General features: G+C 37.0%; 14 protein-coding genes. 12 read left to right on the top strand and 2 right to left on the bottom strand.

The genetic code is table 11. The features are described 5' to 3' along the window. Positions 1–235 precede the first annotated feature (235 nt). The 4 genes from ACNSTQ_RS21345 (at position 236) to ACNSTQ_RS21330 (ending at position 3,169) form a co-directional block, all read left to right on the top strand. Positions 236–1,138: an amidase domain-containing protein gene (locus tag ACNSTQ_RS21345; protein WP_418201773.1), complete on the top strand. Its 903-nt coding sequence runs from the start codon at positions 236–238 to the stop codon at positions 1,136–1,138. A 206-nt stretch (positions 1,139–1,344) separates the two neighbouring features. Continuing rightward, positions 1,345–1,818 carry a tRNA (uridine(34)/cytosine(34)/5-carboxymethylaminomethyluridine(34)-2'-O)-methyltransferase TrmL gene (gene trmL, locus ACNSTQ_RS21340; RefSeq protein ID WP_418201772.1) on the top strand — a complete coding sequence of 158 codons (474 nt, stop codon included), beginning with the start codon at positions 1,345–1,347 and terminating at the stop codon, positions 1,816–1,818. Between the two features lie 352 nt (positions 1,819–2,170). Continuing rightward, the gene (locus ACNSTQ_RS21335; protein ID WP_418201771.1) at positions 2,171–2,476 is read left to right on the top strand and encodes an antibiotic biosynthesis monooxygenase family protein; all 306 of its coding nucleotides are present in this window, start codon (positions 2,171–2,173) and stop codon (positions 2,474–2,476) included. Positions 2,477–2,611: 135 nt separating this feature from the next. Then, positions 2,612–3,169: a DUF5366 family protein gene (locus ACNSTQ_RS21330; RefSeq protein ID WP_418201770.1), complete on the top strand. Its 558-nt coding sequence runs from the start codon at positions 2,612–2,614 to the stop codon at positions 3,167–3,169. A 59-nt stretch (positions 3,170–3,228) separates the two neighbouring features. Here the strand turns inward: ACNSTQ_RS21330 and ACNSTQ_RS21325 are convergent, their stop codons facing one another. Further along, the gene (locus ACNSTQ_RS21325) at positions 3,229–5,082 is read right to left on the bottom strand and encodes a transglycosylase domain-containing protein (protein ID WP_418201769.1); all 1,854 of its coding nucleotides are present in this window, start codon (positions 5,080–5,082) and stop codon (positions 3,229–3,231) included. A gap of 217 nt (positions 5,083–5,299) precedes the next feature. On the opposite strand from ACNSTQ_RS21325, the gene ACNSTQ_RS21320 reads away from it, so the two are divergent. Beyond that, positions 5,300–7,195, top strand: a complete 1,896-nt coding sequence (locus ACNSTQ_RS21320) for a PrkA family serine protein kinase (protein WP_418201768.1) — start codon at positions 5,300–5,302, stop codon at positions 7,193–7,195. 23 nt (positions 7,196–7,218) lie between these two features. Here the strand turns inward: ACNSTQ_RS21320 and ACNSTQ_RS21315 are convergent, their stop codons facing one another. Beyond that, the gene (locus tag ACNSTQ_RS21315; protein WP_418201767.1) at positions 7,219–7,536 is read right to left on the bottom strand and encodes a hypothetical protein; all 318 of its coding nucleotides are present in this window, start codon (positions 7,534–7,536) and stop codon (positions 7,219–7,221) included. Between the two features lie 214 nt (positions 7,537–7,750). Between ACNSTQ_RS21315 and yhbH the strand changes: the two genes are divergently transcribed. The 7 genes from yhbH (at position 7,751) to ACNSTQ_RS21280 (ending at position 17,208) form a co-directional block, all read left to right on the top strand. Beyond that, the gene (yhbH, locus tag ACNSTQ_RS21310) at positions 7,751–8,920 is read left to right on the top strand and encodes a sporulation protein YhbH (RefSeq protein ID WP_418201766.1); all 1,170 of its coding nucleotides are present in this window, start codon (positions 7,751–7,753) and stop codon (positions 8,918–8,920) included. A 241-nt stretch (positions 8,921–9,161) separates the two neighbouring features. Further along, positions 9,162–10,409, top strand: a complete 1,248-nt coding sequence (locus ACNSTQ_RS21305; protein WP_418201765.1) for a M20 metallopeptidase family protein — start codon at positions 9,162–9,164, stop codon at positions 10,407–10,409. A 45-nt stretch (positions 10,410–10,454) separates the two neighbouring features. Beyond that, on the top strand, positions 10,455–11,777 hold the full coding sequence (locus ACNSTQ_RS21300; protein WP_418201764.1) for a hypothetical protein: 1,323 nt from the start codon (positions 10,455–10,457) through the stop codon (positions 11,775–11,777). 120 nt (positions 11,778–11,897) lie between these two features. After that, positions 11,898–13,436: a class I adenylate-forming enzyme family protein gene (locus tag ACNSTQ_RS21295; protein WP_418201763.1), complete on the top strand. Its 1,539-nt coding sequence runs from the start codon at positions 11,898–11,900 to the stop codon at positions 13,434–13,436. A 98-nt stretch (positions 13,437–13,534) separates the two neighbouring features. Next, positions 13,535–14,308: a helix-turn-helix domain-containing protein gene (locus tag ACNSTQ_RS21290; RefSeq protein ID WP_418201762.1), complete on the top strand. Its 774-nt coding sequence runs from the start codon at positions 13,535–13,537 to the stop codon at positions 14,306–14,308. Positions 14,309–14,491: 183 nt separating this feature from the next. Beyond that, complete coding sequence (locus ACNSTQ_RS21285) at positions 14,492–15,865, top strand: solute carrier family 23 protein (RefSeq protein WP_418201761.1); 1,374 nt, start codon at positions 14,492–14,494, stop codon at positions 15,863–15,865. 38 nt (positions 15,866–15,903) lie between these two features. After that, a complete protein-coding gene (locus tag ACNSTQ_RS21280) occupies positions 15,904–17,208 on the top strand; it encodes an acetyl-CoA hydrolase/transferase family protein (protein WP_418201760.1) in 1,305 nt (434 codons plus the stop codon). Positions 17,209–17,456: the final 248 nt, after the last annotated feature.

The raw sequence follows: 17,456 nt of genomic DNA, 5'->3' as shown, positions 1-17,456 counted from the left end.
TAGATATTCCCTCTAACATATATCAGTCGTACAGTGGATTGCAGTAACAGTATAAAATTAACCCAATTGGTTAAAAGGGAATTCAAAGAAAACTAACCGGAACTTCGGGCTCCTGGCATTATAGCTAACATAAAGTGCACATACAGAGAAGTTCCTCGTTTCAAGTGTTCTTACTGTTCCCTTAAGTGAATATGGATCTTTTGTAGGGAAAAAAGAAAAAGGAGGGCCTCTCCTAATGACGGATCGGTTTGAACAATTGAAACGGTTAATTGAAATTAGAAATGGTATGTATGTAGAAAATGTTCGGTACGACGATGATGTATTCATTTCAGAGGATGAAAAAAAATGTCTAGAACGAAAATTAGCAAGTCTGCAATCTAGAGAAAGTGAACTTGTAAACTCTACAGTAAACGCACAAGTATTAGGGCAGCGGACGTATGATGATGAAACGAAGATAGAATACGTTCTTCACCTCCAACAATCCATTAAGCAACGAAGCAATTTTTATATAGAAGAAACACTTCAACACCGACAAGCTACATTTCTTCAAAATGAGTTGGTGGATGATGTGGAATTGAAAGCTCAATACCAAGAAGAAGACGTACCACCGAACCGTGAATGGATGCGGAGTGTAGATGAGTCAGAAGAGCACTGGTCTTATGATCGCAGAGAAGCCGTTCGTTATGCAGAAAGATGGTGGAATGATTACAATCCGGCTTATCGCAGATTTGAAGATAATTGTACGAATTTCATTTCTCAATGTTTAAAAGCAGGCGGTGCACCGATGGTTGGTCATCCCAATCGCTCCAATGGCTGGTGGTACCGGAATAATAATTGGAGTTATAGTTGGTCTGTTGCCCATTCCATGCGCTGGCATTTAAGTGGAGCCAAGTCTGGATTAAGGGGAATGGAGATGTCTTCTGCTAGTGAGTTGTCACCAGGAGATGTCATTTGTTATGACTTTGATGGAAACGGGAGATGGCAACATACTACAATAGTCGTTGCTAAAGATGAGAACGGCGAACCACTGGTCAATGCACAAACGACAAATAGCCGGATGCGCTATTGGAAATATGAAGACTCGACAGCTTGGACGCCGAATATCAAATATAAGTATTTTAAAATTACTGGTTCATAAAATAGATGGGGGTGCCTGATACTAAGTATTAAGGCATCCTTTTTTTAACGGTCCAATAGCAACAAAGTTTACGAAAACAGTCTAAATAAATGAATGTAAATTTTATATACGGGGTGGAAGTGTTCTTTGTAAGGGTGGATGCTTTTCTTCACAACAACAAGTGGTATAATAATTCGTAGCAAATTAAATAAAGAGGTGTACATAAAGTGGGACTACATATTGTATTATATCAACCTGAAATTCCTGCAAATACAGGGAATATAGCTAGAACGTGTGCAGGAACGAATACATCCTTACATTTAATCCGACCATTAGGCTTCTCCACAGACGATAAAATGTTAAAAAGGGCGGGCTGTGATTATTGGCCCAACGTTAAAATTAATTATTATGACTCGCTAGAAGAGTTGTTTACGAAGTATGAAGAGGGTCTATTCTACTTTATCGAAACAGTGGGGACAAAAAATTATAGTGAATTTGATTATAGCGATGAGAACAAGGAGATCTTTTTTGTCTTTGGTCGGGAAACCACAGGTTTGCCTCAAGAATTATTAGAAGATCGAAAAGAAAATTGTCTAAGAATACCGCAAACTGACAAAATACGCTCCTTAAACCTTTCAAACACAGCGGCGATCGTGATTTATGAAGCGATCCGCCAACAAGGATTTCGTGGGTTAGTCTAACTAAAGGAATTTTTATTGTATTGTATAAAATAGACCTATCCTCATAGAGAATAGGTCTATCTTAATAAGTATTAATTTTTGTGAGGCTTTTCTTCATACCCAGCAGTGAAGATAGCTACAAGAAATGCTACACAAACACCAAGAATAAGTATTAATCCCATAATAGGTTTTCCTCCTTAAAAGCAATCAATCCTATCTTCTTATTATAATGTAACATAATCGCATTGTGAATGTATGTGTGGAAGTTTTCTTTTACATAAATATGATTTTTCTATGAAAAATCCAATAGTTTCTATAAGTACCATACTTTTGTGTATAATAGGGAGAGAAAAAAATATTGGAGGGATTTGTCATGTACGTAGTAATGAATGAGCTTCATATACCAAAAGAAGCAAAGCAACATATTTCTGAGCGTTTTGGGAAGAGTTCAGAAAATATGAAAAGTGTTCCTGGTTGTTTAGAGTTTTTATTTCTAGATAATGAAGCTGAGGACGGCAAACAGGTTGTTTTCACAAAATGGGAAACGAAAGAAGATTATGAAGCTTGGTTACATAGTGATGCATTTAAACGTGCGCATCAAGAAAAGCGTGAGTCAAAAGAAAAAGGACCAGCTACAGGAAACGAGCTTAACGCTTACCGTGTGATCCACCATACGTAAAGTTTTCCTAGCTCGTTCTGTTAGTTAATCTGCATTTTTCATGTGTCAGGCTCCGTTTGTCGGGCCTGGCATTTTGGTTTAAAGTAGTAAACTCAGTCTAGTTTTTCGATAAAAGAGTAGGAGCGGTATTAGCGCATGAAGAACAGATATATCACAGGTCACTTTCCATTATTTTCAATCTTGTTATTTAGTACATCTCTCGCTCTTTTTACGGAAGGATATATTGTTAATCAATTACAGTTATTAGGGTTATATGATGGGATGAAGGAGTTCTTCTCCGAAAGCGGAATAAAAATTACGTTATTATTTCTATTGCTGCTGTTCTTCTTTATGGTATTTTCTGCTTTAAAATTAATTGCTGATACAATTGTTCAACTTTCACTTTTATTTTTTTCTAATGATGAAACGGGAGATGAACTGAATAAAATTCGTTCAGGTACGTGGATCTACTTAATCGCGAGCTTGATTGCCCTTATCTTTTTCCATTCGATTTTTATCATTAGTATTGTTTTTATTATTGCGACGTTCATTTATTTTATTTTCTTCTTATATAAATTAAGTGATGCTTTAGCTCCACTTCATATGTTCGGGCTGATCATGTTCCATTTATTATTTTGGTTTACTTTTATTATAGCTGTGGCCTACGCAATCCTTACACTTTACAACAGTTTTATTGCTAGCTTACCGTTATAATACGTTTGAAAAGGGTAGCAGGTACCTTTAGTCCACTAAAGGTACCTGCTACCCTTTTTTTAACGCATGATGTCTCGCCAAATAAGGAGGTGGGGACCTCGATTGTAGATGGATTGAAGAGAAGACGGTTTGTCTCTTCCCACCCAAACGCCTGCTGTATAGTCGTCTCGAATGCCGACAAACCAAATATCATGAAAAGCATTCGTTGTTCCCGTTTTTCCACCAATATAAGTGCTAGGTTGATGTACTCTTTTTCCGGTTCCTTCCGTTACTACTTTTTGAAGTAGGGATTTCATTTGCTGGTTGACACTGGAATTCCACATATGTTGCGGTGTTTCATTCCATTCATAAAGTACATTTCCTTTGAGATCTGTTACTCTCCGAATACCATAAGGTTTATGGTAAACTCCATCATTTGCAAAGGTCGTATAAGCTTTCGTTAATTCAAGAGGTGACATCCCATGTGTAAAACCACCGAGAGCAGCAGGGAGACCATAGTCGTTCGGGACCACCCGACTGAATTCAAATTTATTCAGATAGCGGAAAGAAGTATCTACTCCAGTTCGATCAAGAATTCGGACAGCTGGCGTGTTGTACGAGTTTTTAAAGGCTCTTTCAAGTGTGACGTTGCCATACTGAGCCCCGCCAAAGTTTTTTGGACAATAGTCTTTTTTGCAAAAATGATCAGCATTGATTGAACTTTGGTTAGAAACCCCATGTTCCGCGATGTAAGGTGCATAGACGAGCAGAGGTTTTATCGCTGAGCCGGGCTGTCTAAAAGCCTGAAACCCACGGTGAAAATCGAACTTCTTATAGTTTCGGCCGCCAGTTATCGCAACAATTTCATTTGTTGGGTGGTGTATAACGACTGCTGAACTTTGAATATCGCTATTTGCTAATTGTCTTTCAATAGCTTGTATCGATTTACGTTGAATATCTGGATCTAGAGCCGTTTCTATTCGAATACCCTGTTCCAGAATTTTCTGTACGCGTTGATCTAATTTTTGTTGGACAGCTTGTTTACTTTCGGCAGGTGCATTTTGTAACTGTTGATTATACCCTTCCTTTTGAGCAATTAGTTGGGTAAGTTCGTAGTGTATATACGTAACATAGTCAGGGTGCAGATCCACTTTGGTTGATACAGTTAACTGTATGTTCTCAGCTTGAGCCTTTTCATATTCCTCTTTGTCAATCACTTGTGCTTCTAACATTTTCTCTAGTATCCACTGTTGTCGTAACTTTGTATTCTCACTGTTTTTAATAGGGTTATAGTGAGATGGGTTATTTGGAATTGCAGATAAAAAAGAAATTTGAGCTAAAGTCAATTCATTACTGGGCTTACTAAAGTAATAGTGGCTCGCCGCTTCAAAGCCGTACACACCATTGTGAAAAAAGATCGTGTTGATATAGAGCTCAAGTATTTTTTCCTTACTATACATTTGTTCAAGTTTATAAGCATATAATAGCTCACTCAATTTCCGGTCATATGTTTGATCATGGGTAAGAAATAAATTTCGAACGAGTTGTTGGGTAACTGTACTAGCACCTTCTTCAATACTATTAGTTTTATAGTTTGTTAGAAAAGCTCTTGCAATTGAAGAGGGGTCATACCCTTTATGATCAAAAAATCTTCGGTCTTCTGTAGCGATAAAAGCATCAATAACTGTTTGGGGAATTTCACTAAATGATAAGTAAATCCGATTTTCGGCTTGATACACTTCTGAAATTAGCCTTCCATGTCGGTCGTACACGTAACTGTTAGTAGATAGGTGAATTTCCTGTATATCAACGTGTTCATCTAGGACTGATGGAATCGATTGCACCTTCGACATTTCGTTCATGGTGTTAACGAGCATAAACGAGAAAACAAATAATAGGATTACGGTGAGGAAAAAACCAGTTCCAATTCGCATGTTGAACACTCATCTCTTTACTATTTTTCTTCCATCATTTTATCTGATTTGTGACTATAAAACTAGTTCTTATAACATATTGCGACAAATATCCAATCTTGTTAATCGTTTCTACTTGTCACTCAGATTCGAGAATCGAGGGCATGATTATGTTCTTAGCTGCATAGGATGAATTAACAACGGCAAATGTTTAGACTTGAGAGGAGGAACCAAATATATGGATATTTTAGGTAGAATTAGGCACCACCGGGAAGAAGAAGAGAAACTACATTGGCGCGGTACATTTGCTGAGTACTTACGAATGATTAAGGAAAATCCACAGGTTGCTCAAACGGCACATTCACGTGTTTACAATATGATTAAGGATGCAGGTGTAGACGAAGAAAACGGCAAGAAAACATACAAATTCTTTAGTGAACAAATCTATGGGGTAGAAGAATCGATTGAAAAGCTTGTAGAGGAATATTTCCATTCAGCAGCCAAACGATTAGATGTTCGTAAAAGAATACTACTATTAATGGGACCAGTCAGTGGGGGTAAATCTACATTAGTAACGATGCTTAAACGTGGCTTAGAACAATATACACGTACGGATGCTGGTGCGGTTTATGCGATTGCAGGTTGTCCGATGCATGAAGATCCGCTTCATTTAATTCCACAACACTTAAGAGGAGATTTCTTTGAGGAATACGGAATTAAAATAGAAGGAAATTTATCTCCGCTTAATATGATGAGAGTGGAAAAAGAGTACGGTGGTCGTATTGAGGATGTTATCGTCGAAAGGATATTCTTATCAGAAGACAAACGTGTCGGTGTTGGTACGTTTAGTCCTTCCGATCCAAAGTCACAAGATATTGCAGATTTAACAGGTAGTATTGATTTTTCAACTATCGCTGAATACGGTTCCGAGTCAGATCCACGTGCTTATAGGTTTGACGGGGAATTAAATAAAGCGAACCGAGGGATTATGGAATTCCAAGAGATGTTAAAGTGTGATGAAAAGTTCCTATGGCACTTATTATCTCTAACGCAAGAGGGGAACTTTAAGGCGGGGCGCTTTGCGCTTATTTCTGCAGATGAATTGATTGTCGCTCATACCAATGAGTCGGAATATAAATCTTTTATTGCGAATAAGAAAAACGAAGCCCTTCACTCCCGAATGATCGTTATGAAAATTCCGTATAATCTGAAAGTGAGTGAAGAAGAGCGAATCTATAAAAAGATGATTAGGGATAGTGACATTTCAAATGTTCATATCGCTCCACATGCTTTACGAATCGCTGCGATCTTTACGATTCTTACAAGATTGAAAGAGCCTAAAAAGCAAAGTGTTGATATCGTAAAGAAAATGAAGTTATATGACGGGGAAATAGTAGAAGGCTTTAATAGTCAAGATCTTGAGGAGTTAAAGAAAGAGTATCCTGATGAAGGTATGACAGGAATCGACCCGAGGTATGTCATTAATCGTATTTCCTCGGCAATTATTCGCAAGGAAATGACATCTATCAATGCTTTAGATGTGTTAAGGTCGATTAAAGAAGGTTTAGATCAGCATGCCTCAATTTCTAAAGAAGATCGTGAAAGATATATCGATTTTATCTCTATCGCTAGAAAAGAATACGATGATATTGCTAAAAAAGAAGTCCAAAAAGCTTTTGTGTATTCCTATGATGAATCAGCAAAAACGCTCATGGATAACTATTTAGATAATGTAGAAGCGTATTGCAATAAAAATAAGTTGTATGATCCACTGACAGGCGAAGAAATGTCACCAGATGAGAAACTAATGCGTTCCATTGAGGAACAAATTGGGATTTCCGAAAATGCAAAGAAAGCATTCCGTGAAGAAATTCTCATTCGAATTTCTGCTTATGCTAGAAAAGGGAAGAAGTTCGATTATAACTCGCATGAACGTCTAAGAGAAGCGATCCAGAAGAAGCTTTTCGCTGACTTAAAAGATATTGTTAAAATTACAACTTCAACGAAAACGCCAGATGAATCACAACTGAAGAAAGTAAATGAAGTTATTGCCAGGTTAATAGATGAACATGGATATAATTCTGTATCTGCGAATGAATTACTTCGATATGTTGGAAGCTTACTAAACAGATAGTTGTAGAAAAAAGACACCCTCAGTCAGTAGTAGACTGGGGGTGTATATATTTTAACCATGATTTCTTTGAGTTTGGTATAGAAAGAGATCGGTGTGTAGATCAGTGGATCTTGTTCATTAAACTCCATTGTTATAGTCGTGTTATTCTGTTTTTCATTGATACTAACTAAATCAAATTCATTAGTTAGTCGTTCAGATGCTGGCTGATGTTTACTTGATGTATAATCTGAGGAATGATCATCTATTTCTTCTATTTGATTGTTATAGACATGAAAAGGGTTGAATGAACGTATAGTAATCGTTACAAAGGGTACCGGAAAATAAAAAAATAACTTGTCCACAAAAAAAAGAGCTCGATTTGTCAGAATTTATTGTCAACTCTCTTGTCTAATTGCATAGGATAGAGTAAGCATCTGTTTTAGTTATTGTTTTTTAGTATAACTAAAAAGGGCAGTCTCAAAAGCATTATATGAAGAGACGTTGGAGTTTGTGAATAGAAAATTGACTTTTGAAAAAGTAATGTAGAGAGAGTAAAAAATCAAGGAGGGGAATGAAATGAAAAACAACAATATCAATTATGCCGTTTCAAAGGAGAATTGGTCCCTCCACCGTAAAGGATACCAAGATCAAAGAAGACACCAAGAAAAAGTCCAAGATGCAATTCGAAAAAACCTACCAGATCTAGTAAGTGAAGAGAACATTGTCATGTCCAACGGTAGAGAGGTTATTAAAATTCCTATTCGGTCACTTGATGAATATAAAATACGTTACAATTACGACAAAAACAAACATGTTGGTCAAGGAAAGGGCGACAGTAAAGTAGGGGATGTTGTAGCAAGAGATCCGAATGCGGCTCGTCAACAAGGGCCAGGAAAAGGGCAAGGTGCCGGCGACCAAGCTGGAGAAGATTATTACGAGGCTGAAGTTTCAATCATGGAAGTTCAGGAAATGTTGTTTAACGAGTTAGAGCTGCCGAACTTGCAACGAAAAGAACAAGATGAAATTATCGTAGAAGAAATTGAATTTAATGATATCCGCAGAAAAGGGCTTATGGGCAATATTGATAAACGAAGAACGATTCTTTCTGCTATTAAAAGAAACGCATTAGAAGGAAGACCAGGGATTGTGCCTATTTACAACGATGACTTGCGCTTTAAAACATGGAGTGAGAAAGTGAAGCCGGAGTCAAAAGCCGTTGTTTTAGCAATGATGGATACGAGTGGAAGTATGGGCCGTTGGGAAAAGTATATGGCTCGCAGCTTTTTCTTCTGGATGACTCGCTTCCTAAGAACGAAGTACGAAACGGTAGATATCGAATTTATCGCTCACCATACAGAAGCGAAAGTCGTTTCTGAAGAGGATTTCTTCTCAAAAGGCGAAAGTGGTGGAACGATCTGTTCATCTGCTTACCGAAAAGCGCTTGAACTCGTTGATAACAAATACGATCCAAAACGTTACAACATTTATCCATTCCATTTTTCTGATGGAGATAACTTAACGTCCGATAACGCGCGTTGCCTAAAGCTAGTCAATGAATTGATGAGTGTTTCAAGTATGTTTGGTTATGGTGAGGTTAATCAGTACAGCCGTCATTCTACATTAATGTCTGCCTACAAAAATATCAAAGATGAGCGTTTCCGTTATTATATCTTAAAGGAAAAAGCGGATGTATTTCATGCGATGAAGAGTTTCTTTAGAAAAGAAGAAACGGGAGTGATGGTGTAATTAAGAATAGTATTCCAGTTAAGGAGGTTACTTGCAGTCCATAGTGGACCAAGTAGCCTTATTTTTTATAGTGGAAAGAGCACCACAAGATAAACCTTTTGATTTTTCGGAATTTAGATTATAATAAAGGAAAGAATAAGGAAAATTTCCTTTAATAAAAAAACTATGAACGATAGAGTCTAGCTATAGAAATAATATTGTCTTAAATAAACATAAATTGAAGCAGCAAGGAGAAGATGTAATGAGACCGAATTTAAAGGGTGAGGGTAAGCAGCTGGCACAGGAAATAATTGAATTAAGACGTTGGTTCCACCAGTTTCCAGAAGTGAGCGGTGAAGAATTTGAAACGTCTAAAAAAATACAGCAGAAGCTAGATGAATATCAGATTCCGTATACAACAGGCTATGCTGGGACGGGTGTATTAGGTGTTATCGAAGGTGGAAGCCCTGGTAAGACTGTCGCTATTCGAGCTGATATGGATGCATTGCCGATCACTGAGGAAGCGAATTTGTCATTTGCATCAAAAATCGAAGGAAAGATGCATGCTTGCGGACATGATGCGCATGTTGCAATGCTTTTAGGGGCGGCTCGTTTGTTAAGTGATGTAAAAGATCAGCTCCATGGGAAGGTGCTGTTTGTATTTCAACCTTCAGAAGAAATTACGCCGAATGGTGGGGCAGGTCCGATGATGGACGATCAAGTATTTGCTGAGCATACACCTGATGTTATTTTTGCGCAACACGTATGGCCGGATTTACCAGTCGGCCAAATTGGTGTACGCCCAGGTCCGATGATGGGAGCTTCTGACCGTTTTAAAGTTGAAATTGAAGGTGCAGGCGGACATGCTAGTATGCCGCATCAAACGGTAGATGCGATCATTGTTGCGAATACGGTGATCAATAATTTACAAACGATAGTAAGCCGGAATGTAAATCCGGTTGATGCTACCGTATTAACAATTGGGCGGATTGAGGGTGGTTATCGGTACAATGTGGTGGCCGATAAAGTCACATTTGAAGGAACGATTCGAACATTTAAAAATGAAACGAAACAAATGGTAAAAGATCGTTTTTTCTCAATTGTTCATGGAGTTACTGAATCAATGGGGGCTAAAGCGACGATCGAGTATTATGATGGTTACCCAGCGACTGTCAACGACGAAAAGTGGGCGCAACGTGTTAAAAATACAGCTATAGAGCTTTTAGGCATTGATTCAACCCCGATCATTGAACCATGTTTAGGTGGTGAAGATTTCAGTCGCTTTTTATTAAAATACCCTGGAGCCTACTTTTGGTTAGGAACCGCAGTGCCAGGTGTAGAAAAACAAAAACCGCTTCATGACCCGAAATTTATGTTGAATGAAGAGGCGATCCCACTCGGAATGGAACTGATGGCACAAACCGCTGTAGATACACTTTATGATTTACAAGCTGAAGAAAACAGTTCTCATGCTAAACCTTTATTAAAAAAAGTGGCTAACTATAAATGATTATTCTTGATTAATTTTTAATCGGGTGATGGAGCAGGTGAAAGGATGAAAGTACGGATTGCAATTGTAGGCCCTGAGGATTCTGTGCAGCAGATTTTATATTTCGCAGAAGAATTTTCGAAAAATGAAAACATGGAGCTTCTCCCGTTTTCTTATGACAAAACGGAAGAAGCCGAGCAAATTATCGAAGACAATGTTGGTCGTATTGACCAATGGTTGTTTTCTGGACAAGCTCCTTATTATTTTGCGTTGAATAAAGGGTTAATACGAACGGAGGAAGCTACTTATTTAACGTTACACGGTTCAAGTTTATTAGGGACCTTTCTAGAGATTTTAATATATGAAGGAAATCATGTAAAAGAGTTAAGTTTAGACACGATACAGCAAGAAGAAATTAGGCAAATTCAAGATGCGCATTCGTTAAAAGCTTTAGACATTCATTCCTACTCTTATTCTGGATATGAACCAGCCGAAGATATTATAAGATTTCATCAGAAGCTGTATGAAGAGGGGAAAAGCAAAGTAGCTGTAACTTGTATTAAAGAAGTACATATTCAATTGCAAAAGTTAGGTATCCCAAGTTATCGAGTCATCCCATCGGAGTCATCGGTTAAAAAAGTTTTAACGCTTTTAAAAGAAAGAGGACAATCGAGTTGGTACCGCCACTCTCAAATTGCGATCTTAGGTATTGAAGTAATTCATTCGGGTACGAGCTTAGAGGAGCATTATTATTCCTACGAGATGAAACATAAAGAACTGGATCTCAAGCATGTTCTATTACAGCATGCACAAAATGTTCAGGGATCTTTTGTGCAAATCGGTGATGGGCTCTTTTTTGTCTATACGACAAGAGGTGAGGTTGATTTTCGCTTTAACGGCAGCTCCCGTTTTACTATGTTAGATGATGTATTTTTACAAAGCAGACTTCACATTCGAGTTGGAATAGGCTACGGGTTAACAGCGTATGATGCAGAACAAAATGTCCGTCTCGCATTAAGACAGGCGCGGGAATATACCGAACCAATTATAGTAAGTGTAAATGAAAAAAAAGAAGTGCTTGAGTATTTTAAACAGAATGAAACCGAGATTTCTTACTCTGAACGTAAATGGGGGAAAGATTGGGAACAGAAGTTTAGAGAAGTACAGTTGAGCCCTAAAGTAGTCTCAAAACTAGAAGCGACTTCACACCGGTATAAGAAAAATGTAGTTACGGCGAGCGAAGTAGCGCAATGGTTAAACCGAACGGAGCGAAATGCACGCCGAATCCTTACAGAACTAGAAAAGCTAGGACTAGCTACTATTGAAAGACAAGAGCAAATAGGTAATCGAGGACGTCCGAGAAAAGTGTATAAGTTACTTTTTCAATAAATTGCGTTGTCTTAAACCTGCAAGTTGTATAAAGTTATAATCAAGATGTCTTACTCCCGTTTCACAAATATAAAGTTTTTGCAGCGGGTTTTTTAATGTACTAGATATGGGGGTATTGAATTGGACTTGAAAAATTTTTTCGAATTTTCTGTAGATAGAAGTCAAAATCGGATTGCTGTAGTTGATAGTAACCAAAGGTTAACTTACAATGAATTAAATGAAAAAGTAGATAGAGTAGCAGCTTCACTCCAAAAGCTAGGATTAGGAAAGCAAGATCGTGTCATGGTGCTTTTAAAAAATAGAGTAGAAACTGTGGTATTATTTTGGGCTGTTCAAAAGCTTGGTGCGATATTTACTCCGATTAATTTTCGACTTTCACAGGAAGATATCATGTACTGCATTCAAGATGTGGAACCGAAGTTCGTTGTATTTGAAGATGCTAGTGAACATTTAATTATGAAGGAAACATTTAAAGAGCGTCCTATTTTTATTAGCATAAAAAAGAATAATCCTCTTGCTGATATCAGCTTTATAGAGTTAGAAGAACATAGTTTGACATCTTTTGACCGTGTGATTATTCAAGACCAAGATATATCAAGTATTTACTACACATCTGGAACAACAGGAGTTCCAAAGGGAGTTCCTCGTTCGCATAAAAACGAGTATGCTTCGGCAATGGCTCATATTGTACAGTGTGGATATAAACGGTTTGATACAACGTTAGGGGTTTTTCCCTTATATCATGTCATTGGCTTACGTTCATTGCAGGTAATAACTGCGTTAAACGGAAATTTTTATACCCTATCTGATTTTGATAGTCTTGAATCTCTACAAATTATCGATAAAGAAAAAGTTAATTGTCTTTTTCAAACACCGACTATGTACCATGACATAGTGTCACATCCATATGCAAAGGAAGTTGACTTTTCAACTTTACATACTTTAGTTTATTCTGGTGCTTCAATGTCTAAAGAATTAATTAATAAATGTGATGAGTTGATGAAACCTGAACGAATAGTTAATCAATACGGAAGTACAGAAATTTATACATTTACATATTCTCCTGACGTCAGAAGAAAACCTGGGACTGCAGGAAAGCCTGGTATTCACCAAAATATAAAGCTCGTTTCAACAAATTACAAAAAGGAAGCCTCATTCTATCCAAGGGTAGTTCCTAATGGTGATGTGGGTGAAGTAATCGTAAACATGAAATCTCCAGAAGCATTTAAAGGGTATTGGAACAGGCCAGATATAACGAAAAAGTGTATTTATGAAGGTTGGTATTACACAGGGGATTTAGGATTTATTGATGACGAAGGAGATCTAAATATAGTTGGGCGGATCGACGATATGATTATATCGGGGGGAGAAAAAATTTATCCCGAATTGATTGAAAAAGTATTAGTAGAGCATCCAAAAGTTAATGAAGTTATTATTATTGGAGAAGAGGATGAACGTTGGGGCCAAATCGTTGTTGCATATATTGTCCCGAACGACTGCTCAATCAGTTTTCAAGAGTTAGATCGGTTTTGTAAATATCACAACCAGCTGTCTAGTTACCAACGACCAAGGAAATACGTTCTTTTAGATCATATTCCTAAGAGCCCAACAGGAAAAGTATTAAGAAAAAAACTAAAGGAAAATATAATTTGTCCTTAATGTCCTTAAGTATTATCCTTTTTAAGGGTTGAACCATTTAAGTTCTATTGCTTTTAATTGAAGTTAAAGTAACCTAAAAAAGTGGAAGGAGATGCATAATGGCAGATATTATAGTAGTTGATGATACTGAAAGTAAGCAAATGATTAAGTCAATTTTAGAAGAAACTCCGTATCACTATTTTTCAATTAAATCAGCAGAAACAGCTACTAAAGCGATGCAAATATTAAGACAACACGAACCGTCTGTACTGTTCTTAGATGTATCTCTACCGGATGAGGATGGAATAGATTTTGGCAAGAAGGTGTTAGAAATGTATCCACACTTGCCGGTCGTAGTACTTACTCATCTGCAAATGTTTGATACAGTACAAAGATGTATTAATGCAGGATTTTCTGGCTATTTATTAAAACCTGTCGTTAAAAGTGAGTTAATGTCTATTTTCAGTCGAATTCTTGCACAAAATGCAGTTAGAAATCATGAACACATTTTACAACGAAAAAGCTCGGTGAACGATAGCTTTGAAACGGATCTTGCTAACCCAATAGAGACAGCAAAAAAGTTTATCCAATTATACTTTTATCAATCAATTACTCTAAAAGAAATCTCTAATCTTGTTTATTTAAGTCCGTCTCACTTTAGTCGTATGTTTAAAGAAGAGACAGGTTATAACTTTGTCGAATACCTAATGAGGTATCGAGTCGACCGTTCTAAAAACCAATTAAAGACCACCATGCTACCTATTGAAGTTATTGCTTGTCATCATGGGTTTTCAAGTGCAACTTATTTTTCAACTACGTTTAAAAAATTAGAGGGCGTTACGCCTAGTGAGTATCGGAGTTTATTTACAAATTTAAATGTCCAAAGCAAATAAGCAAAAATTTTAAAGACAATATCCAAAAAAATTAAAACAACTATAACCTAAATTTTCTTAAAATTAAAATAATAGAGAAGATTAAATACTAAAAAGTCTCAATCTTACTTAGATTACGTTATCTAATATTTTGAAAGCGTTTTATTAAGTGAGACAAAACTAAACAGGAGAGTGGGGAAAAGTATGCCGATTTATGAAAGAAAAGAAGGACAGGAACAGCCATATTGGCCAGTAGGACCGTTTAAAGTAAGATTACCTTTTGTCCATTACAGATGGGAGAAAGCAGAGTTCCTTCAAGCGCTAATTATGTTTGTTGTAAGCTTAGGGATGATCCCGTTATTAACAGAATATTTAGGTCTCCCTTATCAAGTAGCCTTAGCTTATGTTGTTATCGGAGGCATTGGATTTATGCTTCCTACACTTTTAGGGGTAGCGATGGTACCAGGTTGGATTACACCTGCTATTCCAGTTGTATTACTCTTCTTAGGGAATTTTGAGCCTGGACCACAAGCTATTCAAGCCCTATTTGCTTTACAATTTATTGTATTTGCGATCTTTTTTATCATGGGAATTACAAAGCTAGGAGGTAGGTTAGTAGAACTTGTTCCTAATTCATTAAAAGCCGGTATTTTGGTTGGAGCAGGACTTGCTGCACTAATGGGTGAAATTCAACACGGCGGCCGATTAATGAATACTCCAATTTCTTTAATTATTGGAAGTTTAATTGCTTTTTATATTTTATTTTCTTTATCTTTTAAACAGTTAGTAGAAAAACATAAACTTGCTAAATCGATTGCTGACTATGGCCTTGTTCCAGCAATGATTATTGCGATGGTTATCGGTTGGATGGTAAGTGAATATCCGTTAGCCAATGTAGAGTGGGGAATTACGAAGCCTGACTTTATTGGAATGTGGAGTTATCTACCATTCGCAGTTGGGTTTCCTGGATATGAAATATTTTTAATGGCAGTGCCAACAGCGATTATTGCCTATATTATAGCTTTTGGTGACATTATTGTCGGTAAGACACTTTTACAACGTGCTGATGCCAAACGTAAGGACGAATTAATTGATACAAACGTAAACCGTGTTCACCTTGTTACATCAATCCGTAATTTAATCCATGCATTCTTTGCTCCATACCCAGGATTAGCTGGACCGTTATGGACACCTGTTCAAGCAACGGTTGTAGAACGCTATATGCACGGACGAAAAGCAATGGATTCCATTCATAGTGGGATAGGAACGTTCTGGATTGCTGGGTTTATTGCTTTATTTATCTTACCTCTAGTCAGCTTATTTCAGCCAGTATTGCCAATTGCTCTATCATTAACATTAATTATTACTGCTTATGTGTGTATTAGTGTGGGTGTTGAACAAGTTCACACAACAACAGAACGTGGGGTAGCAGGTATCATGGCTGTAGTTCTAGCAATACACGGTGCAACATACGGATTAATTGCAGGTATTATTTTATACTTCTTAATTGAAAAAACGAGCTTATTTAAGGCAAAACAAAAAGAAGAAGTGAGCGAAAAAGAAGATAAAGCTAGTTAATCTATGAAAAAACAGTCTATGTGTAGGAGGAGATAGAGATGGATTTTATAAAAGAATATGAAGCAAAACTAAAAACACCAGTAGAAGCCGTACAAATGATAGAACCTAAAACGGATATCATTCTACCTGTAATGGCTGGTGAGCCTCCAGCTTTACTTGAAGCCCTTCCTAAACATAAAAAGTTAAGTGGAAATCGTCTTTATAGGATGTTGCCTGTCTATCCTACTTTAGATATTACGGAAGAGAGAATTAAACAAATTTCATTGTTTTTAGGTGGATTTGACCGAGCTGACTTTCATGAAGGTAAGGTAGATTTATTGCCTAATCATTTTTCCGATATACCCTCGTTATTAAAACAAGTGACAAAAGACCGCATATTAATGGCAGTCGTTTCGCCAATGGATGATGAAGGTTATTTTTCACTAGGAGTAAGTCCTGCTTATACATCTGCTTTGATTGCTGATGCTAAACAAATTATTCTTGAAGTTAATGAGTGTATGCCAAGAACATACGGTGAACAAAATAAAGTTCATATTAGTCAAGTGACTGCAATAATCGAAAATCATAAAGAGCTTCCATCTGCACCTAACCCTGTGCTTTCGGAGAAGCATGAAAAGATAGGGAAAACAATTGCAGGAATTATTAATGACGGGGATACGCTTCAAATTGGATTTGGTGCGATGCCTAATGCCGTTATGGAATTTTTAACTGACCATCGAGATTTAGGCATTTACACTGAAATGCTTCCAGATAAGGTTGTTGACCTTTATGAGGCAGGGGCAATTTCAAACGAAAGAAAGTCATTATATAAAGGGAAAACGACAATGACTTTTGCCTTTGGTACAAAAAGACTTTATGACTTTATGCATGAAAATGAAAATCTTTTTATGCTTCCTTGCGAGAAATCCAATGATTTGTGTACTATAGCAAAAATCGATAACCTCGTTTCAATCAATGCAACAGTTGAAGTAGACTTTTTAGGACAATGTAACTCGGAAACTGTAAAAGGGAAGTACTATTCATCATCAGGGGGACAAGCTGACTTTGCTAAAGGTGCAAGGTTAGCGAAAAATGGAAGAGGGATTATCTGCTTGTATTCTACGGCTAAGAATGACACCATATCAAAAATTGTACCTGCATTGCCGCAAGGAGCGGTTACGACTACATCGAAAAATGATGTAGATCTCATTGTAACAGAATACGGTGTTGCAGAGTTAAAAGGAAAGACAGTCCGTGAACGAACAGAAGCTTTAATAAACATTGCACACCCGAAGTTTCGTGAAGAGCTCGAATATGAAGCAAGAAAATTAGGCTTTTTACCTCACCGTAATATTATTGTGTAACCATTTGGTTCGTGAAAAACTATATAATAGTACGTCTAAAAAAACTGCCATTACACTTTAAAAGGTACCCTTTGTAAAGGACATTTTTAAAAAAGGCTCTAAAATATATGTTGGGGTTTTAAAAAAATTGAGCATATAAAAACACGCAAGCTCCAAAATCCTTTAGACTTGAATTGTCGAGAAACAAGAAAAAGGATAGGAGTTGCGTGCATATGCATTTTATCATGAATTTCCCTGGATTAGAAGAA

This window comes from Alkalihalobacterium sp. APHAB7, from assembly GCF_048323755.1.
Classification (GTDB): Bacteria; Bacillota; Bacilli; order Bacillales; family Bacillaceae_F; genus Alkalihalobacterium.
This window is presented reverse-complemented; position numbering and strand designations above follow the sequence as displayed.

Coding starts and splice junctions, on each gene's coding strand:
- ACNSTQ_RS21345 (WP_418201773.1), top strand. CDS start 236: ATGACGGATCGGTTTGAACAATTGAAACGGTTAATTGAAATTAGAAAT.
- ACNSTQ_RS21335 (WP_418201771.1), top strand. CDS start 2,171: ATGTACGTAGTAATGAATGAGCTTCATATACCAAAAGAAGCAAAGCAA.
- ACNSTQ_RS21330 (WP_418201770.1), top strand. CDS start 2,612: ATGAAGAACAGATATATCACAGGTCACTTTCCATTATTTTCAATCTTG.
- ACNSTQ_RS21325 (WP_418201769.1), bottom strand. CDS start 5,082: ATGCGAATTGGAACTGGTTTTTTCCTCACCGTAATCCTATTATTTGTT.
- ACNSTQ_RS21320 (WP_418201768.1), top strand. CDS start 5,300: ATGGATATTTTAGGTAGAATTAGGCACCACCGGGAAGAAGAAGAGAAA.
- yhbH (WP_418201766.1), top strand. CDS start 7,751: ATGAAAAACAACAATATCAATTATGCCGTTTCAAAGGAGAATTGGTCC.
- ACNSTQ_RS21305 (WP_418201765.1), top strand. CDS start 9,162: ATGAGACCGAATTTAAAGGGTGAGGGTAAGCAGCTGGCACAGGAAATA.
- ACNSTQ_RS21300 (WP_418201764.1), top strand. CDS start 10,455: ATGAAAGTACGGATTGCAATTGTAGGCCCTGAGGATTCTGTGCAGCAG.
- ACNSTQ_RS21290 (WP_418201762.1), top strand. CDS start 13,535: ATGGCAGATATTATAGTAGTTGATGATACTGAAAGTAAGCAAATGATT.
- ACNSTQ_RS21285 (WP_418201761.1), top strand. CDS start 14,492: ATGCCGATTTATGAAAGAAAAGAAGGACAGGAACAGCCATATTGGCCA.
- ACNSTQ_RS21280 (WP_418201760.1), top strand. CDS start 15,904: ATGGATTTTATAAAAGAATATGAAGCAAAACTAAAAACACCAGTAGAA.